Annotated in this window: 18 protein-coding genes and 1 other annotated feature; of the genes, 6 read left to right on the top strand and 12 right to left on the bottom strand. The window is 54.1% G+C overall.

Annotated elements, in window-relative coordinates:
* Positions 1-124: 124 nt before the first annotated feature.
* A complete protein-coding gene (locus tag NSU01_RS05775) occupies positions 125-2080 on the top strand; it encodes an ABC-F family ATP-binding cassette domain-containing protein (RefSeq protein ID WP_076242288.1) in 1956 nt (651 codons plus the stop codon).
* A gap of 867 nt (positions 2081-2947) precedes the next feature.
* Here the strand turns inward: NSU01_RS05775 and NSU01_RS05770 are convergent.
* The 8 genes from NSU01_RS05770 to NSU01_RS05735 all read right to left on the bottom strand — a co-directional run bounded on the left by NSU01_RS05770 (position 2948) and on the right by NSU01_RS05735 (position 10829).
* Positions 2948-4516, bottom strand: coding sequence for a 2-isopropylmalate synthase (locus NSU01_RS05770; protein WP_042134054.1), 1569 nt, complete (start codon positions 4514-4516; stop codon positions 2948-2950).
* 81 nt (positions 4517-4597) lie between these two features.
* Positions 4598-4897 (bottom strand) — a binding site (T-box leader).
* Positions 4898-5292: 395 nt separating this feature from the next.
* Positions 5293-6342 carry a tRNA (adenosine(37)-N6)-threonylcarbamoyltransferase complex transferase subunit TsaD gene (gene tsaD, locus NSU01_RS05765; RefSeq protein ID WP_042134052.1) on the bottom strand — a complete coding sequence of 350 codons (1050 nt, stop codon included), beginning with the start codon at positions 6340-6342 and terminating at the stop codon, positions 5293-5295.
* Positions 6339-6863 (bottom strand): ribosomal protein S18-alanine N-acetyltransferase, encoded by a 525-nt coding sequence (rimI, locus tag NSU01_RS05760; RefSeq protein WP_042134051.1) that lies wholly within the window; start codon positions 6861-6863, stop codon positions 6339-6341. Before rimI ends, tsaD begins: the two co-directional genes overlap by 4 nt.
* A complete protein-coding gene (gene tsaB, locus NSU01_RS05755) occupies positions 6860-7693 on the bottom strand; it encodes a tRNA (adenosine(37)-N6)-threonylcarbamoyltransferase complex dimerization subunit type 1 TsaB (protein WP_042134049.1) in 834 nt (277 codons plus the stop codon). Before tsaB ends, rimI begins: the two co-directional genes overlap by 4 nt.
* Positions 7690-8181, bottom strand: a complete 492-nt coding sequence (gene tsaE, locus NSU01_RS05750; protein WP_083705095.1) for a tRNA (adenosine(37)-N6)-threonylcarbamoyltransferase complex ATPase subunit type 1 TsaE — start codon at positions 8179-8181, stop codon at positions 7690-7692. The genes tsaB and tsaE overlap by 4 nt, the downstream gene beginning before the upstream one ends.
* A 237-nt stretch (positions 8182-8418) precedes the next feature.
* Entirely contained in the window at positions 8419-9429 is a 1011-nt protein-coding gene (locus NSU01_RS05745) for a multidrug resistance efflux transporter family protein (RefSeq protein WP_083705094.1), read from the bottom strand.
* A 1022-nt stretch (positions 9430-10451) separates the two neighbouring features.
* Complete coding sequence (locus NSU01_RS05740) at positions 10452-10637, bottom strand: H-type small acid-soluble spore protein (RefSeq protein ID WP_039302140.1); 186 nt, start codon at positions 10635-10637, stop codon at positions 10452-10454.
* Between the two features lie 12 nt (positions 10638-10649).
* Entirely contained in the window at positions 10650-10829 is a 180-nt protein-coding gene (locus NSU01_RS05735; protein WP_076242284.1) for a hypothetical protein, read from the bottom strand.
* Between the two features lie 214 nt (positions 10830-11043).
* Between NSU01_RS05735 and NSU01_RS05730 the strand changes: the two genes are divergently transcribed.
* The 3 genes from NSU01_RS05730 (at position 11044) to ligD (ending at position 14087) form a co-directional block, all read left to right on the top strand.
* The gene (locus NSU01_RS05730) at positions 11044-12036 is read left to right on the top strand and encodes a Ku protein (RefSeq protein ID WP_076242283.1); all 993 of its coding nucleotides are present in this window, start codon (positions 11044-11046) and stop codon (positions 12034-12036) included.
* Positions 12029-13027 (top strand): RNA ligase family protein, encoded by a 999-nt coding sequence (locus NSU01_RS05725; protein ID WP_256703720.1) that lies wholly within the window; start codon positions 12029-12031, stop codon positions 13025-13027. Before NSU01_RS05730 ends, NSU01_RS05725 begins: the two co-directional genes overlap by 8 nt.
* A gap of 175 nt (positions 13028-13202) precedes the next feature.
* Entirely contained in the window at positions 13203-14087 is an 885-nt protein-coding gene (gene ligD / locus NSU01_RS05720; RefSeq protein WP_076242282.1) for a non-homologous end-joining DNA ligase, read from the top strand.
* A 192-nt stretch (positions 14088-14279) separates the two neighbouring features.
* Here ligD and NSU01_RS05715 read toward each other — a convergent pair whose 3' ends face one another.
* On the bottom strand, positions 14280-15188 hold the full coding sequence (locus NSU01_RS05715) for a YitT family protein (protein ID WP_039302151.1): 909 nt from the start codon (positions 15186-15188) through the stop codon (positions 14280-14282).
* A gap of 168 nt (positions 15189-15356) precedes the next feature.
* Positions 15357-16787, bottom strand: a complete 1431-nt coding sequence (gene cls / locus NSU01_RS05710) for a cardiolipin synthase (RefSeq protein ID WP_076242281.1) — start codon at positions 16785-16787, stop codon at positions 15357-15359.
* Between the two features lie 213 nt (positions 16788-17000).
* Between cls and NSU01_RS05705 the strand changes: the two genes are divergently transcribed.
* A complete protein-coding gene (locus NSU01_RS05705) occupies positions 17001-18224 on the top strand; it encodes a M23 family metallopeptidase (protein ID WP_076242280.1) in 1224 nt (407 codons plus the stop codon).
* A gap of 22 nt (positions 18225-18246) precedes the next feature.
* Entirely contained in the window at positions 18247-18696 is a 450-nt protein-coding gene (locus tag NSU01_RS05700; RefSeq protein ID WP_042134037.1) for a polymer-forming cytoskeletal protein, read from the top strand.
* Between the two features lie 55 nt (positions 18697-18751).
* Here NSU01_RS05700 and NSU01_RS05695 read toward each other — a convergent pair whose 3' ends face one another.
* Both NSU01_RS05695 and NSU01_RS05690 read right to left on the bottom strand, forming a co-directional pair.
* Complete coding sequence (locus NSU01_RS05695; RefSeq protein ID WP_042134035.1) at positions 18752-19543, bottom strand: ABC transporter permease subunit; 792 nt, start codon at positions 19541-19543, stop codon at positions 18752-18754.
* Positions 19536-20462, bottom strand: a complete 927-nt coding sequence (locus NSU01_RS05690; protein ID WP_042134033.1) for an ABC transporter ATP-binding protein — start codon at positions 20460-20462, stop codon at positions 19536-19538. Before NSU01_RS05690 ends, NSU01_RS05695 begins: the two co-directional genes overlap by 8 nt.
* Positions 20463-20748: the final 286 nt, after the last annotated feature.

The raw sequence follows: 20748 nt of genomic DNA, 5'->3' as shown, positions 1-20748 counted from the left end.
GCCCTCAGGAATGATGCAGCCCCCTCGCGCGGCAAACCTTTTTCATGTAAACTATAGAATAAGATTATTACAAGCCGGGCGTAATGAGCCAAGGCGAATATGCAAGGGCGGAGGTTTCATCAGAATGCTTCTTCAAGCGACAGGAATTTCGAAATCATATGGAATACAAAGCGTGCTGGACGGCATCAGCCTGATGGTCAATGAGAAGGAAAGAGTCGGTCTGGTAGGCGTCAACGGGGCCGGCAAGTCCACCTTCCTGCAGATTCTCGCAGGTGAGATGTCGTATGACAGCGGGCAAATTCATAAATCCAAAGAAACCACAATAGGGTATCTGGCCCAGAACAGCGGCCTGCAATCCGATAAAACCATTCAGGAAGAGATGCTCGCTGTTTTTGCTCCGCTGCTTGAGGCGGAGGCGGAGCTGCGGCAGCTGGAAACGGATATCGCTGATCCGGCGCTCGCGGAAGATCCGAAGCGTTATGAGGATCTGCTCGAGCGCTACGCCAGACGTTCAGACTGGTTCAAGGATCATGGCGGCTACGAGATGAACACACGGATTCGCAGCGTCCTGCATGGTATGGGCTTCGGGGAATTTGCACCCGAGACCCCGATCGCTACGCTCAGCGGCGGTCAGAAGACACGCCTGGCACTGGCGCGCATTCTGCTGCAGGCTCCTGATCTGCTTATGCTTGATGAGCCGACCAACCATCTGGACATTGAGACGCTCACCTGGCTGGAGGATTATCTGCGCGGATATCCCGGCGGTATCCTGGTGGTCTCCCATGACCGGTATTTCCTCGACCGTCTGGTCACGACCATAGTGGAAATTGAGCGGCACCAGTCCCGCAGATATACAGGCAATTACAGCCGCTATATGGAGCTGAAGGCAGCGGAATATGAGATCCGCATGAAGCAATATGAGAAGCAGCAGGACGAGATTTCGCGGATGGAGGATTTCGTACAACGCAATATTGTGCGGGCTTCCACCACCAAGCGGGCGCAGAGCCGGCGTAAGGCACTCGACAAAATGGAGCGCATCGACCGGCCGCTGGGCGATCTGAAGAAGGCAAGCTTCTCCTTCGAGCCTGACTTCATGTCCGGCAAGGAAGTGCTGCAGGTCCGCGAGGTCGCGGTAGCTTTTAACGAAGGGGCTGCCCCGTTGTTCCGCAATGCTTCCTTTGAGCTTAGACGCGGCGAGACAGCGGCGCTGATCGGTCCGAACGGTATCGGCAAGTCCACGCTCCTGCAGTGCATGACCGGCACCCGTGAACCATCCACCGGAACGGTCAACTGGGGAACCAAGGTGAAGATCGCTTACTATGATCAGGAGCAGACGAGGCTGAATCCGCGCAACACCGTTCTGGAAGAGCTGTGGAGCGAGTACCCCATGCTGGAGGAAGCACGGATCCGCACCATTCTCGGCAATTTCCTGTTTAGCGGCGAAGATGTCCTGAAGAGGGTAGCCGCGCTCAGCGGCGGTGAGAAAGCACGTGTCGCCCTGTCCAAGCTGATGCTGCGCGGGGCCAACATGCTGATTCTCGATGAGCCTACCAACCATCTGGATCTGGTCAGCCGTGAGGTGCTGGAAGCGGCACTGATTGATTTTGAAGGCACATTGCTGTTCATTTCCCATGACCGTTATTTCCTGAACAAAATGGCTGAGCGGGTGCTCGAGCTGCATCCTGGCGGTATTGATCAATATCTCGGTAACTATGACGACTATGTCGAGAAAAAAAGTGAACTTGAAGCCATTGCCGAGGAGGAAGCGGAGCTTGCCGCCGCCAAGTCCTCCCGGAATGCGGACAGCGAGGCTGCTGTTGCCGAGAAAGGGACCTCGCTCTCTTATGAAGCAGACAAACAGGCCAAGCGTGAGGAGCGCAACCGCCAGCGGAGGATCTCTGATCTAGAGGAGAATATCGCCAGGCTGGAGGAAGCCATCTCCGGAATTGAGCATGAAATGACCAAACCTGAGGTATATCAGGATTACCTGGCGCTTCAGGAGCATGAAAGTGATCTGAAGGACAAGAAACAGCAGCTGGCAGATTTATTTAGCGAATGGGAGCAACTGGCTGACGAATAATGTAAAGGCAGTAAAAAAATAAAATTCAACTGTTTCCGATTTGTTCATAAATAGTTATCCACAGCTCCATCCACAGTTTTCGTGCATAACTCCTGTTGAAAAATAGCCCTCCGGGGCTTTTTTTATGCGTAAAATCGCTATTTTCCTTGTCAAGGACTTTTTATCCACCGAATTATCCACATTATCCACAGTTTTCGCAAAAATGATTCAAGGTATAACCTTCTGTTTATGGCCTTCGAAAAAAAGGCGTTATTGCTGATTTTACACGGTTTTTACACAACTCGTGCGGAATATGTGGATAACGTTGTCCACAGCTTGACAAATGCCGCAATGGATCAAAATTTGTTGATTAAGGGATACAACCGTTGTTCCCATCGCCGTGCCCTCCAGATTTTTTCTTTCTGTTATCGGTGAAAATCCGGAGACTGCTGATGCTTCCGAAGTGCACTTTCCTGCGGAAAAAATTTCTGGCGGACGTTGCCGCGAGTACAATTCCCCTTACTTTTTGATGGGCCTCCACTCTGCATAATAATTTAGGTGGATAAACGTATCTTAATTTGGCTGTTTTGGAGCGTTTGAGATCATTAAGTGGATAAATGTCATTTAAATTCATGCAGTCTCCTCTAGCCTGGATATTTGCAGCCTATTAAGTGCTGATTATCCAACTGTTTCCCGGCAAGAGCTCCTCAGTTCATAAGCAAGTGGAGAAAATCCACCTGTTTCGGGCCGCCGGCACCAGCCAACCCCATCCCAGCTTCTTGCACCGCTTCTTCGGAGTTATCCGCTAAAAAAACGCGCCCCGCCGTGTCTGAGTGACATCGGCAAGACGCGTCCATGAAGTGTCTAATGCTGCATGCAGGGTAATGCTTAGCTGTTCACCGCAGTTTCCGTTTCCGGAGAATCCGCAGCCGATTCTGACAGCAGTGCTGCATTGCAGGCGGCAATGTAAGCAATTCCCGCTGCCATTACGATATCGTGATGGATGGCCGTCCCCCGGAACTTGGTGTCCTTCCATTCCACCATAACGGCAGCCTCAGCCTGGGCATCCCCGCCGCTGCCCAGGGAGTGCAGCTCCAGACCGTCGAAGCGGATATCCTCAGCAATCCCTTGCCCGATGGCGGCAATGATCGCTTCCAGCGGACCGTCTCCGGTGCTGGTGTGCGTGGTTTCTGCGCCGCTCTGCAGATGGCGCACCGATACGGCGGCTACGCGGCGCGGCGCGCTGCCTGCCAGTACCTGCACCTCGCCGAGCGCATAGACCTGCGCCTGCTGCCCGGTGGTGCTGCTGACCATCCGCAGCAGCTCATCATCGCTGACGGCCTTCTGGCGGTCAGCGGTTTCCTTGAAGGATTCATAGAGCGCGTCCAGCTCCGCTGAATCCAGGGCAATCCCGTACTTCGCCGCGCGGTCCTTCAGGGCATGCCTGCCGGAATGCTTGCCGAGGATGATCATGCTGCGCGGGATGCCCAGCCGCTCCGGGTCCATAATCTCATACGTGCTGCGGTCCTTGAGCAAGCCGTCCTGGTGGATGCCGGATTCATGCTGGAACGCATTCCGGCCGACGACCGGCTTGTTGAAGGCGATCGGGAAATGCATCGCCCCGCTGATCATACGCGAGGTATCGTACAGCTTCTCAAGCCGGATGCCCGTCTCAGCACCGATAGAATCCCCCCGTGTTTCCAGCGCCATAACCAGTTCCTCCAGCGCACAATTGCCGGTCCGCTCGCCCACTCCGTTGACAGTGACCTCAATTTGTGTGGCACCGCCGGCAATCGCCGCCAGGCTGTTCGCCACGGCCAGCCCCAGATCGTTATGACAATGGGCGCTATAGATGACCTTGTCGCCTCCCCGCGCACCGAGCCGCACACGCCGGAACATTTCCCCGTATTCCTGCGGCAGCGCATACCCTACCGTGTCGGGCAGATTAATAATGGTTGCACCTTCTTCAATCACCGCCTCGACCATCTCGATCAGATCATCGATTCCCGTCCGTGCAGCGTCCATGGCGGTGAATTCCACCACATCGCTGAACTGGCGGGCATAGGCTGTCATCTCGCGCGCGGCGGCAACTACCTCAGGTCTGCTCTTGCGCAGCTGATGGCGCAGATGAATGTCGGAGGAGGAGATGAACAGATGAATCCGCCGCCGCTCCGCATCCCGGGTTGCCCGCACAGCAGCATCGATATCCCCTTTGACCGCGCGGGCGAAGCCACAGATCTCTACGCCCTGAATCTTGCGGGAGATGGTCTCCACCGCTGCAAAGTCACCCGGACTGGATACGGGGAAGCCCGGTTCCATGACATCCACGCCCAGCTCGGCCAGCTTGCCGGCCAGAATGATCTTCTGCTCCGGGGTAAGGCTAGCCCCCGGGGCCTGCTCTCCGTCACGCAGCGTCGTGTCAAAAATCTGAATTCGTTTCTTTACCGGAATAATCATTGTTCATCCTCCTCAAATTGGGTTCATACATCCAGCCTGCCAGATCAACTTCAAACAACACAAAAAACCGCCGTCTCTAATTAAAGAGACGGCGGGTCACCCCTCCGCGGTACCACTCTTTTTGACGCATAGGCTCCTGAACCTAATTCCATTCAGGCAGCCCAAGCTGCGTCCAGCTCCGCTTCATATCTCCCTGCTCCCGTAAGGGTAGCCCGGGGGATACGAACAGTCCGGTAACGGGGACCTCCGTAACGGCGTACTTGAAGCTCTTTCCGCCGTTCCGCTCACGGGCGAGATTCGCCGGCCTCCGGTGACTGCGTCGCACCACCCGCAGCTCTCTGTTCACCTTGGCCGTCTACTGCTCCCGTTCATTGCGTGTAATTCTATGAATGCCTATACAAGCGCACAAAAAAACCTGCCGTCTCATTCAAGAGACGACAGGTTGTTCACCCTCGCGGTACCACTCTTGTTGATACCCGGATCAGCAACTCTTCTGCTGCGCCTGCGGTATCCACTCAACAACCCTCTTACGGAGGTCAACCGTAACGGTGTACAAAAGGGCCCGGTCTACATTCTGCACCGGCCAGCACTCCCTGTTCAAGGAGTTCCCTGCTTCCACCGCTCCGCTCCCGGACGAGTTCAGGTCTCCTTCGACTGCGTCGCACCCTCCCGCAGCTCTCTTATCCTGGAGTTTCCTTACTGCTTCCAATCATCGCGTTTGTTCAAATATAAGATTCATGAATTGAACTGATTATACCCGGCTTCTCCAAAAGAAGTCAATAGGCAGATACAGACCATTTCTCCAGCGAGAAGCCGGGATCGGCGACCATATCCAGCGGAATCCCGCCTTCATGCTTCCATTTCACATAAGCTGCGGCCCCGATCATCGCTGCGTTATCCGTGCAATACACCGGCGGCGGGATGATCAGCTCGATCCCTTCTGCGGCGCATCTCAAGGTCAGCGCTTCACGGAGGCCCTTGTTCGCAGCCACCCCACCGCAGAGCAAAAGCTGCCCAGCGCTGAACTCACGTACGGCACGCACAGCCTTCTCAACCAGTACCTCAACAACCGATTCCTGGAAGCCGCGGGCAATTCCGGCCACATCCGGCTCCAGCCCCTTCATCTTGCTCTGGTTCACCGCGTTGAGCACCGCAGACTTCAGGCCGCTGAGGCTGAAGTCATACGAACCCGGCTCCAGCCATACACGCGGCAGCGGGAAGGCTTCTTCTGCTTCCCGCGCCAGCCGGTCCACATGTGGACCGCCCGGATAAGGAAAGCCCAGCGCCCGGGCCACTTTGTCGTAAGCTTCGCCGACAGCATCGTCCCGGGTGCGCCCGATGATCTTGAACTCGCCTTCCCGTTCCATCAGGACCAGCTCCGTATGACCACCGGATACCACCAGCGTCATATTGGGATACTGCAGTTCCTTGACCAGCCGGTTGGCATAGATATGGCCGGCAATATGATGGGTGCCGATGAGCGGCTTGCCCCAGGCCAGCGCCAGGCTTTTGGCCGCCACGACACCGACCAGCAGCGCCCCGACAAGCCCCGGACCCTGGGTGACCGCCACTGCCGTCAGGTCCTGCGGCGAGATTGCCGCCTCGTTCAAGGCTTCCTCAATAACCAGCGTGATCACCTCTACATGCTTGCGGGAGGCCACTTCAGGCACCACGCCGCCGAATGCCCGGTGGGTCTCAATCTGGCTGGAAATGATGTTTGATAACACTTCACAGCCGTCTTTGACTACAGCTACTGAAGTTTCGTCACAGCTGGTTTCAATTGCGAGTATATATACAGGCTTAAGTACGCCCGTTTCGGTCTTCATTTCAAGTCCACGCTTCCTTCCGTCAACCCTTGCTCCCCGTACTCCGGCAGATCCGCCCACATAATGAGCGCATCCTCGCGGTTGTCCGAATAATAACCCTTGCGGGTACCGGCAGGACGGAAGCCTTTTTTGCGGTATAAATTCTGGGCCACCTCGTTCGAGACCCGCACTTCAAGTGTTATGGATTTCATCCCGAGATACGCCGCCGTCTTCATCAGCTCGTCCAGCAGCCGGTCTCCCCATTTACGTCCCCTATAGGCCTCCAGCAGCGCAATATTCGTTACATGCGCCTCATCGACAATCGCCCACATCCCGGCGTAGCCGATGATATGCCCGGCCAGCTCCATTACCATATATTTGGCAAAATGATTATGGCTCAGCTCGTTGCGGAACGCTTCCTCCGTCCATGGCATCGTGAAGGCTTCGCGTTCAATCACAAGAATCTCAGGTATATCCTCAAGCCGCATCAGGCGGAAAACAAGCTCAGTCCCCTGATCTTTTCCTGGTTCCGATACCGTCATCCTTTATTCAGGCTCCCTTCACTGCTTCGGCGGAGATTAGCCTCCGCTTCGGTAAGCTGCGTATAATTGGGAATCAATACGTGAATATCTGCGCTTTCCTCATAGATGCCCGCTTCGGCCAAGAATCCGGTCCAGCGGCCTTCGAGTTCGTAAGACAGTGCCTGAACAATGCCAGCCCCGGCTAGCGGGGCCAGCGATTCTGCACTTCCATGCAGTGCCGTGTCCCCGGTGAACCATAGGGTGCCCGGCATCACGCCTTCTGCTGCAGCGTCCTTCAGCCGTTCTCCTAGCTCCCGCACCCAGTCTGCCATCAGACGGATGGCATCAGGCGCCAGCCGCTGCGGAGGGTTGCTCCCGTCCGCTGCAAAAAGCGCAGTGTAGGCTTGTCCACGGCGCGCGTCGATCAGCGGGATGATCCAGTCCGGACCCGTTGTCCCGTTCGCGGTCGTCACATCAGCCTGTCCGGCTTCCTGCTGGAGAGCCGCGGCATGATAACCGCCCCACGCCAGCGCATGCAGGCTGGACACCCCGGTGACCGGAACGTTCCAGGCCCAGGCCAGCGTTTTGGCTGCAGTTACAGCAATCCTTGTCCCGGTATACGATCCCGGACCGACACCGACTGCAATGCCGCCGATCATGTCTGCCGCCGTAGCCGAGGCCTGCAGCGCCTGTTCAATGATCGGCAGCAGATGTACCGAGTGATTCCGTTCCCCGGAAGCATTAATCTCATGCAACAGCTCCCTGTTCCCGGTAACTGCCACCCCCAGCACAGCCGTTGATGTATCCAGCGCCAAAAACCGCTTGCGCGGCTCATTATTAAGATTCGTCATGTTTCTTTACCCCACTTCTGGATCAGCACCCGGCACACTCCGCCGTAAGGCTCCCCGATTCCGGTTACCGTAATCTCCCGCTTCTCCGGGCCGGAAGACTTCAGCTCTATATGCAAATGCCGCGGCGGCATCAGGTCCGTAATGATACTGCTCCACTCCACCAGGCTTACTCCCTGGCCGTAGAAATACTCTTCCAGCCCCAGCTCATCCGCTTCCTGGAGGGAAATCCGGTATACATCCATATGATACAGCGGCAGACGGCCCTCATACTCTTTGATAATTGTAAAAGTAGGGCTGTTCACAATCCCCTCCACACCTAAGTGGCGGGCGTAGCACTGCGAGAACGCGGTTTTGCCCGCGCCCAGATCCCCGTCCAGGCCGATCACCATCCCCGGCTCCGACACGGCTGCGATGGCGGCTGCAAGCGCCTCAGTGTCCTGAAGGCTGGAGGAACGGTAAGTAAACACCGTTTCAATATTATTGTCCAAAACTGCAACTACCACCTTTTAGAAAATATAAGAAAGGATATGTTTTACGCTATACTTTATCCTTCTATTTCTCGCTGAAACGGGTACCGTCCTTCAAGGACGGCGTAGCCGTTTCTACTTGATATCCCTTAACGGTTAACAATACTTTTAATTATATCGGTATGATACTTGCACCGCAACAGGCCGCTGTTATCTGTATATGGAGCCAGTGTACAGAGCTAGCTGCACGGATTCTCATTATGTAACCTTCCTTCCGGCTGCAGGAACTTCAGCTCCTCCGCGCCGCTTCTCTCTGCCGGATGCCGCTTCTCCCGGATACCGGGAGAACAGACTGTGCAGCGCCATGCCGGCAATAATGACCGCAATCCCAACCCATGACAGGAGGGATGGCAGCGGGGAAGCCAGAATCAGCATCTCACCCAGCAGGGCAAACAGCACCTCCAGGGACTGGGTCGCCTCAACTGCCGCCAGGCCGCTCATGCTGCCCCGGACCATATCCGTAGCCCGGAAGAAGAGTACGGTAGCCACTATTCCTGAAGATAGGGCAACGATCACGGACTGTCCCGCTTGCGAGGACGACGGCAGGCCCGCGTCTGCCAGGCCATATAATGCGACTGCCAGCCAGAAGGGCAGGCTGGCCAGCGTCATGCCGAGAATCCGCTGGAACACATCCAGCCGGTCTTCGCAGAGCTCCATCGTCTTGCGGTTGCCGAGCGGATAGGCGAATGAAGCAATAAGTACCGGAATAATGCCCAGCAGCAGCTGGGATGGAGTCAGCTGGCGCGCATGTTCCACTTGCAGCAGCGCTACTCCGGCCAGAATGATCAGGGACAGGAGCAGCCCGCGGAGCGGGATTTTACCTCTTATGTATACAGAACCGGAAGGACCGTTTACCCATTGTCCGAAGAATGGGGCGAGCAGCGAACCCGAGATAATCGTGATCTGCCAGGTCCCCGCTGTCAGCCAGCCGGGTGCATACGCAGCCGCGAAGCATATAGGCGCATAAAACAGGCCGAAGCCGACCGTCCCCCATAACAGCCAGGCCCCCGGACGTTCTCTCATCGCAGCCAGCAGCGGCCTCAGCCGCCCTCTTCCGGCCACAAGGGCCAGCAGAAACGGCAGGGTAAAGAAATAACGCAGCGAGGCGCTCCAGGCCCAGCTTCCTCCCGCAAGCTCCATCCTACGGTTAAGCACAAAGGTTACCGCAAAAAACAGCGCCGAACATACGCCAAGCAAAATGGGACGCACGCCTATCATCTCTTTTCGTCAAAATTCTTCCCCCAAATATAGGGGGTTATGGCGTCCGCCGTCAACCTTTGTGTCAGCTCTAATATGATCTTTTTGCCGGATGACGCTCTGGCCAATTTCTGACGGATTTAAAGAGACATCCCCCTTTATGTTCACCAACCAGCCCCCTCCAGCACATTGTATTCGGTTTTTCACATACATTTGGCTCGGTTACCCTCGCAGTCGCACATTGTATTCGGTTTTTCACATACATTTGGCTCGGTTACCTTCTCAGTGACACATTGTACTCGGTTTTTCGCATACATTTGGCTTTCTTACCTTCACAGTGACACATTGTATTCGGTTTTTCGCATACATTTGGCTCTCTTACCCTCGCAGTCGCACATTGTATTCGGTTTTTCGCATACATTTGGCTCGGTTACCCTCGCAGTCGCACATTGTACTCGGTTTTTCGCATACATTTGGCTTTCTTACCTTCACAGTGACACATTGTATTCGGTTTTTCGCATACATTTGGTTCGGTTACCCTCGCAGTCGCACATTGTATTCAGTTTTTCGCATACATTTGGCTCGTTTCCCCTCACAGTGACACATTGTATTCGGTTTTTCACATACACTTGGCTTTCTTACCCTCACAGTGACACATTGTACTCGGTTTTTCGCATACATTTGGCTTTCTTACCTTCACAGTGACACATTGCTCCGATTGTATTCGGTTTTTCACATACATTGGCTCGGTTACCTTCGCATTAGCACATTGTATTCGGTTTTTCGCATACATTTGGCTCTCTTACCCTCGCAGTCGCAAATTGTATTCGGTTTTTCGCATACATTTGGCTCGGTTTGCCGTAGCAACTTGCTCATCACTTAATTTCTAAACTACAAAAAACCGGCTGATCGGATACCTCCTCAACCGGTTTTATATACTCTTATTATCTGCCTTATCCGTTCTTGTTCGTTTCGTTCCTATCCGTCCTTTTCTCTACCTCATCCGGCCACTGCCTAAGGAGGCATCAGCCTATCTAACTTCCCTGCTCCTCCAGCCGGTCTACACCAACGGTTCGTGTATTATCCGGCCGGGAGCCTACTTGTACAGTGGCCATGCCGTTATCAGCATCCACATGCTCAATCCATACCGGTTCACCATCGAGATGGACAGCAATCCTATCCTTGGAGGCGTAAATATCCCCCGCACGTTTCACATCCATTTTGTCGCCTCCCTATTCATCCTCATCTTCTGCAGAAAGATCACCTATGGTCGCATCAGCATCAAGCAGTCCGGCTTCGCCGTACAGCTCCTCTTCCCCGGGCTCCGCAATAATGCTCTCCCAATCGACAGCCTCCACCGGGATATCCTGCTCGGACAGGACGTCGCTCCAGTTGTTCCGCTCTTTTTCCATAACGGCCTCCCTTGGCATGACTATCCAGCAATGACCAGCAATGAATGTCTCATTCACTGTGCAATGCGTATGCTGAACGGCTTTATTTTTTCCCATGAATCGCAAATAATGCATCCGGCTAGAAAAAGCCCCATCGCGTCATACTAAGCCATATTGATCGTGAACTCATGATACAGCAATTATAAACAGCACTTATACTCAGGAGGCGATTCTCATGCATACCGTTTGGAAAGGAGCCATCAGTTTCGGGCTTGTGCATGTTCCGGTCAAAATGTTCTCCGCTACGGAAGACAAGGATATCTCGCTGCGTTACATCCATAAAGAATGCGGAAGCCCGCTATCCTACGTGCGTAAATGCCCCGTGTGCGAGAAGGAAGTGGCCTGGGAGGAGATCGGCAAGGGTTACGAATATGAGAAGGGCAAGTTTGTCTTGTTCGATAAGGAAGAGCTGGATCAGTTAACCGAGGAGAGCAGCAAGAGCATTACGATTCTGGATTTTGTGGATTTGACGGAGATCGACCCGATTTATTTCCAAAAGACCTATTACCTGTCTCCCGATCAGGCCGGTGCCAACGCCTACCGTCTGCTCATGGAGGCGATGCGCCAGACCGGCAAAATCGGGATCGCCAAAATCTCCATCCGCTCCAAAAGCAGTCTGGCTGCGATCCGCGTCCTCGCCGACTGCCTGGCGATTGAAACCATTTATTACCCGGACGAGGTCCGTCCGGTATCGCAGGTCCCCGGTCTGCCGGAGCCGGGGATCGTGAACGACAAAGAGCTGGATATGGCCAAGCTGCTGATCTCCCAGCTGTCCACACCGTTTGAACCCGCTAAATACACGGACGATTACCGCCAGCGGATGCTTGACCTGATCACGCACAAGATCGCCGGTGAGGAATTCCATATTGCTCCGGCACGCCAGGAGAACAATGTCATCGATTTGATGGCTGCCCTGCAGGCCAGTATCGAAGCTGTACAGCATATTCCGTCCGACCCCGGACCTTCACTGTCCGGCACAGAAACCGGTACAGGCAAAAAGCCGCGGGCGGCTGCGGCCGGTAAGAAAAAAACGGCACAGGCCAAAGCCTCCGGAACCCCTGCCCCTGAACCGGAAGTGCCGGCAGTTAACGAGGCAACTGGCCCGATTCCGGTCATCGCTCCGAAGCCGAAACGCCGGACGGCCAAGAGCAAGGTAACCGGTGCCTAGGAGCAGGTCATCCGCACCTCCCGTTATTGGCGGTCCGCTTACGCTGCAGCCGGTTATTCCATTCGAGCCCGTGCTGGCCTCCAGGCTCCCGGAGGGCGAGGAGTGGATCGCCCAGATCAAATGGGATGGCGTGCGGATGCTCTCCTATTACGATGGAAGCCATGCCGAGCTGATCAACCGGCGGGGCAACCGGCGCACGCTGCAGTATCCTGAGCTTGCCAGACCGGAGGCGTATTGCCGGGCCGGTTCCGTCATTCTCGATGGTGAGATTATTGCGCTCAGCGGCGGCAAGCCCTCCTTCCATGAGGTGATGCGGCGGGATAGCCTGAAGAATGAAGCAGCGATCCGGGCGGTAAGCCCGCAGGTGCCGGTGCTCTACATGGTCTTCGATATCCTGTACTGCAATGGCATTTGGCTGCTGGACCAGCCGTTGTCCCGGCGGCAGCAGATGTTAAGTGAAATGCTGCTGCCCCATCCCCATGTGCAGAATGTGCCAAGCTACCATCAGCCCGCACAGCTGTACGCTGCCGCTCTGAAGGGCGGGCTGGAGGGGATTGTATGCAAAGAGCTCACCAGTACCTATGCCCCGGGAGGCAAAGATAAGCGCTGGCAGAAATGCAAAATTATCTCCGATGTCACTGCTGTAGCCGGCGGCGTCACCTTCCGTGACGGTCTGGTCAACGCCCTGCTCTTCGGACTGTATGATGATGAGGGCAAGCTGCACTATATCGGCCATGCAGGAGCGGGCAAAATGACCGTACAGGACTGGCGGAATTTGACCGCACAGATCAGCGGCATGATCACAGAGCAGATGCCTTTTGCAGAGCTGCCCCAGCGCAGTAAAGGCTCGGTCTGGATTAAGCCTGAGCTGGTGTTCAAGCTGCACTATCTGGAATGGAACACTTCCGGAACCTTCCGCCAGCCGGTCATACAGTCACAGGTAGAGCTCCCTCCGCTGTCCTGCCGCATGGACCAGAGAACACAGACGTAGTAACGGGATCACCGGGCCTGAGCCTTACCTGAGCTGCCTAATCTTGCCTGAGCCCTGTCTGAGCCTTGACTATGTCTAGTCTAAGCCTTGCACGAGCCTTGCATTGCCTGAGCCTTGCCTAAAGTCTCACCTGACTACGCCTCAAGCTCGTATAACTATACAAGGAGGATGCCGCATGCCGAAGACGATCAGAGGCTCCATTACCGCAGGGGGACATGAGATCAGCATTACGAACCCGGATAAGCTGCTATGGCCTGAATGCGGCATCACCAAGCAGGTGTATCTGCAGAAGCTGGCTGCGCTCTCCCCTTATCTGCTGCGCTATTGCCAAGGCCGCCTGCTTACGGTAATCCGCTACCCCCACGGTGTACCGGGGATGTCCTTTTATCAGAAGAATGCCCCGGAGCCGCTGCCGGAATTCGTGCATACAGCAACTCATGAGAATATTACCTATATTGTGCTGCAGGGGCTCCCGGAGCTGCTCTGGCTCGGCAATCTAGCCGCGCTCGAATTCCATCCCTCGCTGCATTATGCGGGCAGTGAGCTCCCCTGCGAATGGATGATTGATCTGGACCCCTCGCTTGAGGTCGAGCCGCGTATTATGGAGGCAGCCGCTACGGTGGGCGAGGTACTGAAGTCCCTGGGACTGGCCTCTGTACCCAAGACCTCCGGTGCCACCGGTGTGCAGATCATTGTTCCGGTGGAGCCGGGAGTCACCTTCGACGGCCTGCGCCGGGTAGGCCATTTCGTCGGCCGCTATGTTACGGAGAAGCGTCCCGATCTGTTCACTTTGGAGCGCCTGAAGAAAAACCGCGGGGACAAAATCTATTTCGATTACCTCCAGCATTACGGCGGGAAAACTCTTGCTGCCCCATACACCCCGCGGGCCCGTCCGCTGGCAACCGTCTCAACGCCCCTCCTGTGGGAGGAAGTGCAGCGTAACGTCAAGCCTACCGATTACCATCTGCTGAACATTGAGGAGCGTCTGGCCCGGATGGGCGATCTTATCGCCCAGGTCCCTCCACAGCCGGTGGGTGATATTATTGCCAAGCTGCCCTGAGAATGGCCCTGAAGACAGCAATAAGCCCGCAGTTACCTATACTCTAGGCTGCGGGCTTATTTGGCGTCCAGCATATGGACGGAAGGTATTATATATGAGAATACGGCGCAGCAAGCACAGGCCGCCGCATTGATTACTCTGACGTTCGTAAATATACCTTCCTTCGGAAGCGCTCCGGTTATACCGTACTCGCTAATGGATTGCTTTTTTCTTAAAGCGGCCGCCTTTGACATCATGGATATTGCCGATCGCGATGAATGCGTCGGAATCCCAATCTTCTACAATGGACTTAAGCTTGGCTTCTTCCAAACGGGTAATGACTACAAAGATAACTTTCTTGTTATCGCCGGAGAATCCGCCTTCACCATCCAGATACGTCACTCCGCGTCCCAGACGCTCCGTCAATGCTTCACCGATATCACGGAATTTATCACTGATAATCCATACCGATTTCGACTGATCCAGACCTTCAAGTGTAATATCTATTAATTTAAAAGCAATGTAATAGGCAATCAGCGAGAACATCGCATTATTCCAGCCGAAGACAAAACCCGCGCCGGAAAGAATAAACAGGTTGAAGAACATTACAACTTCCCCTACGGAGAACGGAAGCCTCTTGGACACAAGGATGGCCACAATCTCAGTACCATCAAGCGATCCTCCATAACGTACCACGAGTCCGACCCCGACCCCGAGGATAACCCCACCGAATACTGCCGCAAGCAGCGGTTCAACCGTAATCGGATTCACAGGATGGAGCAATTGCGTCCCAATGGACATTACAACTACAGCAAATAAAGTAGATAAGGCAAAGGTCTTACCAATCTGCTTATAACCGATCACCAGAAACGGCAGGTTAAGCAGTGTCAATAAAATACCCAGAGGTATATTGAAAATATGGGACAACATAATGGAAATACCGGTTATTCCGCCGTCAATCAACTCATTGGGAACAAGAAAAATCTCAAGCGCAACAGACATCATGGCCGCTCCGATGACAATCATCACAATCCGCTGGGCCAGCTTCGCTGTCTTGAAGGCTCCTGATTTCTGAGGCTTCTTCTGTTCCTCACTCGTAAAGATTTGTTGGCTTACAGTCATAGAACTCCCCCTATAAATAGTATATCTAAGAAGTATACGAAAGCAGACTTCACAGCTGTGCTTTCTCCCCTTTGCTTCTTATATTCCTATTATATCATAAAGGAAGCTCAAATAACGCATGGAACATGATATAACCTTCGATAAACGATGCTTACTTCACCTTTTATGTCATAAAAGCGGCGATAAGAGCTGACAGAGCCCCTCAATCAGTTTGACATTATGCGCTCTCTCCCTAAACTTCTTGGGATCGATGAATTCGCTGTGCTTCAGGTCCTGGCTGAAGTCCTCTGCCAGTTCCGCAATAATCGCCGGACGGAGTAGAACAGCCGTCAGTTCAAAGTTGGAATAGAAGCTGCGCATGTCCAGATTCGCACTGCCTACCGTTGCCAGCACGTCATCAATAATCATCACTTTGGCGTGCATGAAGCCTCTTGTATAGCGGTAGAACTTCACTCCGGCATCCTGCAGATTCTCAAGGTAAGACAGGGTTGCCTTATACACCAGCTTGTTGTCCGGCTTCGCCGGGATAATGATCCTCACATCCACTCCGCTGAGCACCGCATTCTTGAGTGCCCGGCAAATGGCCGGGTCCGGAATGAAATACGGGGAGGTCATCCAGATGCGCTCCTTCGCCGCACAGAGTGAAGCGAAAAACATCTCCTGTGTGGCATCAACCGCCCCATCGGGCCCGCTGGCTACAATCTGTACAGCATCCGGCCCGCTGCAGGCATGAACAGGAAAAAACCGCGGATGGCTCATAGTGTCACCGGCTGCCAGTCTCCAGTCTTTGAGAAACACATATTGCAGATGATACACTGCATCCCCTTCAACACGAAGATGCGTATCTCGCCAATAGCCCATCTTGGGGTCTTTTCCCAGATAATCATCACCTACATTCATTCCCCCGGTGAAGCCCGTCAGCCCGTCAACCACGAGTATCTTGCGGTGATTGCGGTAATTGAAGCGGCGGTCCAGCAGCGAAGTAAGCGGCGGCAGAAAAAAGTGAACCTGCACTCCTGCGTTCTTGAGCGTATTCACGAATCTCCGGCTCAGCTGATGACTCCCAAGCCCATCACATAGCAGACGCACCCTAACCCCCTGACGCGCCTTGCGGATCATAATCTCCTGAAACTGCCTGCCAATATCATCATCCCGGAAAATATAAAACTCCATGTGGATATGCTCTTGCGCATTCTCCATCACATCCAGCATCGCCTTATAGGCGTCCCCGGCATTATTGAGCACCTGACATTGATTATGGCTTGTAATGTGGCTTTCTGACAGGCCTGAGAGCAAATGCAGCAGTTCTTTACGGTTCTCAAACCCCGGATTCCCGGTATCTGCCGTGCTTTTGACGATATGGATTTTGCCGGCAACATGGGCGCGGATCTCCCTCAGCAGGGACACACACCGTTTGCCAAGCTTCCGGCTCTGCCAATAATCCCGCCCGAGGAAATAATAGAACAGCAGCCCCAGCGGCGGACAGCAGAAGGTAATGCATATCCAGGCCAGTGCCCTCTGCGGACGGCGGAACTCCGATATAACGATAATGGCAATCTGTATGATAAAAAGACTTAAGATAACTGCGAATATCCTCATCCCGGACCTCCTAAAAGTTATGTTATTGAAGATGATCTACTACAGGTCTTGCCGTAACTCTCCTTCTTTATTCAAGCAAACCGTTGTCATGTTCGCCAGAGGAATGGAATACATAGAGTAGTAGGACGAATCGGATGAGCCCCGCTCTATAGCAATGTTGGATTCACTCAGTTCATACCACGCGGCTGCTAAAGGCCGCAGGAAGGAGATGTTATGAAGAGTCAGCCCGATCATAAAAAGATTACGCTGCTCGTCGTCCGTGAGGCCGGACGGCCTGTCAGACAGCTGCAGCTGTCCAAGCCGCTTGCCTTCGCCCTGCCTGCTGCGGCTGCCCTGTCTCTCTCCAGTCTGGTCACCTCCATGCATATTCATGCCTCCCGGTCCATTTCCGAGCTGGAAGCCGAAGCTGCGGCACTATCGCTGACGAATATCCGGATGGAGCTCAAGGTCGCCGACAAGGACCAGGCGTTGCTGCAGCTCCGCAGCCAGGTGACCGAGCTCTCGGAGGAAGCCCAGAGCATTAAAGACAAGCTGAAGAGTGTCTCTGAACTGGAGCAGCAACTGCAGTCGCTGATTGAGAAAGAGACGACCTCTTCTTCCGGTACAGACAATGAACCCACTGCCTCTGCAGCTTCTGCCGCAAGCAGCCAGCCGTTCATTGCCGCATCAGCCAAAGTTGCTGCAAGCGGAACTAAGGGAGACGTCAAGGGAACCATAAGCCGTTCAAGTACGGCTCCGTTCCTTGCAGAGCATCCATCAGACACCTCTTCCGGCACTTTGTCTGCAGTTGATTTCCGTTTCGGGGTAGTTACCGCTGCATTAGGAAGTACAGTGCCCCCCCAGGTCGGCGGAGAGTACATCGCTGTATATGCCAATGACCCGCTGGAGCTGGTTCAGGAAACAAGAGACGACTACGAAGAAATAAAAACGATGCTGGAGGAAATGGTCAGCCGTATCTCCACTACAATTACAGAGGCCGAAAAAGCCAACACCCTGGAGGCTAACCTGCAGGCCAAGAAGGCAAGTGAAGAAAAAGCGAGACTGGCCCCGGCTGTCCTCTGGCCCACAGGCTCGAAGGTGATCACCTCCAGCTTCGGTTATCGTTCCGATCCCTTCAAGGGGGTCTCTGCCTACCACTCCGGAATCGATATTGCCGGCCGCATCGGTGACCCTGTATACGCAGCGATGGAAGGTGTGGTCACTTCTGCCGACCAGCTGGGCGCCAGAGGCAAATATATCATTATCAAGCATGCGAACGGGCTGGAAACCTGGTATATGCATTTGAACGGCATGGTGGTCTCGCCCGGTGACAAGGTCAGCAAAGGGGAGCAAATTGGTATGCTCGGCAATACCGGACGCAGCACAGGTCCCCATCTCCATTTCCAGGTTGTGAAGCAGAATAAGCCGGTGAATCCGCTGAATTATGTTAAACCTTAAGAATACAAGGAGGAATGCAGGCATGTGGAACAAACGCAAACAAAGTGCTCCATATAAATCGACCGATTCACTTATCGGACATGGAGGCACACTTGAAGGTAAAGTCCATTGCGATACCAATCTGCGGATTGAAGGGAATTTCAGCGGGGAAATCCTGTGCCAGGGGACAGTTACGGTCGGCGAACAGGGAACGGTCCACTCCAGCATTAAGGCGCAGGAGGTTATTATTGCCGGCAAGGTCTACGGCGACGTGACCGCCAACCAGAAGCTGATCATGACCGAAACCGGACAGCTGCACGGTAATATCGCAGCCGGCGCACTGAGTATTATGGAAGGCAGCGTGCTGAACGGGTCCGTAGCCATGGCCGAACAGCCCGCCACAGAGACAGCGGGCGGGCTTCAGGCAGATGGTTCTACGGACAAGGCAGGTAAGCGGGGTTCCCATAAACAGAACAAACTGGAAGCAGGCTGAGCGGGCATAACCCCGCATATGCTTGCTTCCAGTCCTTGTAGAGCCTTTTACCACATTAAGCTGCGACATCTCTTTTACGGAATACAACCCAAGAGACGAGCATGAAAATAACGTAATACACCGCGAGGACAGCAATTGCGAATCCTAACGTAGCGCCTCCAGGGCCGGTGTCCGACAGCAGATAGCCGCTTAGATTCATATGGGCAAAAATCAGATAGTTAGCCCACTCATACCGTTCCGGGCTGAAGATGGCGATAAAGATATCTTTGGTGAACATGATGGACAGCGACAGTACAATCGCAAGGCCGCTGGAACGAAATACGCTGGAGATCATAAAGGCAATGGCTGCTGTGAGAAACAGCTCAATGTAGGCGCACATAATCGTCAGAAAAACGTATTCCCCCTGGCTCCAGGCCATCGTCGGCCCCCCTATCGAATCCACGGCCGAGGACGAGAAAATCAGGGCTGAGCCATAACCAAACACGATCAGCAGCAGAGTGCTAAACAAGCTGAAGAGCACCATCGATATATATTTCGAGAGCAGGATTTTGGAGCGGCTCCAAGGGCGGATCAGCAGCAGCTTAATCGTTCCCCAGGTGAATTCGCCCGCAACGGAGTCAGCAGCCACCAGGGCTGTGAAGATGGTGTTCAGGAAAAAAGCGATCGCTACGGTAGTCTGGAAGCTGTCCCATAACCCGATCGTTACCTCATTGCCTCCACTGGTGAAATGGATTAGCGCCGGAAACAGCGCACTCATAACCGCCAGAATGAACAGCATAATCCATGTCCGCAGACGTCTGTAAATTTTGATATTCTCATTATGTATGAGAGCAGCGAACTCACCCAATGCCTTCACCTCCTGTAATCTCCAAGAATTGATCTTCCAGTGACCGGAACAGCGGCTTGATGCTGTACACTTTAATTCCGCCGGCCACCAGCTTCGCGTTGAGCTCGGCAATTTCCTCCCGCACCGCCTCTACAGCAATGCCCCCGTCCTTCACCACTCCACGGCCCATCAGTTCCAGCGCAGCTTCAGGCTGATCCACTTCGAACAGGGTCTCACCCACCGGCACCAGCACATTGCCTACAGCTTTAAGCTGTTTCACTTCGATCAGGCGGCCGTTCTGGATAATCGCCACACTATCACACATGAGTTCCATTTCAGCAAGCAAATGGCTGGAGACAAAAACAGTAGTACCTTCCTTCTGGCACAGCAGGCGCAGATAATCGCGCAGCTCACGGATGCCCTGCGGGTCCAGCCCGTTGGTCGGCTCATCGAGAATCAGCAGCTTCGGCCGGTGCAGCAGTGCCTGGGCCACACCCAGCCGCTGGCGCATCCCCAGAGAATAGGTCTTAACCTTGTCGTTGATTCTCTGGCCGAGACCTACCAGCTCTACTACTTCACTAATCCGCTCCTTGGTCACACCGGGGACCATGCGGGCATACTGGCGCAGGTTCTGGTATCCGGTAAGGAACTTGTACATTTCCGGATTCTCCACAATAGCCCCTACATTCGCTATCGCCTCTTCAAAATGGTCTTTAATACTGCGTCCGCAGATGAGAATATCCCCGCGGCTAATGGAAATAAGCCCTACCATCATGCGGATGGTAGTTGTTTTACCGGCACCGTTCGGACCCAGGAATCCGAAGATTTGCCCGGGCGGAATATCGAGGGTCAAGTCATTGATCAGCGTTTTGGAGCCGATCTTTTTGGTAACCCCCATCAGGCTGGCCACAGGTTTCACAACTTCTGCCGTATTCGGCATAACTTCACTTCCTTTCGTCGGTTTGGATGAAACGGACTTGCGCTTTCGGATAAGGTGACTAATAGAAGAACTGAAGAGGCTCCAATGCAGATGTTAGCCGTAACTGCGGTGAATGTTTGGACTTCCGGCCGCTGTTGTCTGCAGATTTCTTGATTCATACCGCTTTTGCGGTGGAAATCCGCAGACTGCTTATGCTTCCGATGCTAGCTTTCCTACGGAAAGCTTTCAGGCGGACGCTACCGCTCCTACAGTTCCAAACTTCCCCTCCGCTACTCCCATCTTAATA

Source organism: Paenibacillus sp. FSL H8-0259 (assembly GCF_037963255.1).
Taxonomy (GTDB): domain Bacteria; phylum Bacillota; class Bacilli; order Paenibacillales; family Paenibacillaceae; genus Paenibacillus_AQ; species Paenibacillus_AQ phytohabitans.
The sequence above is the reverse complement of the archived record's forward strand: the minus strand, read 5'-3'. Positions and strand labels throughout refer to the sequence as shown.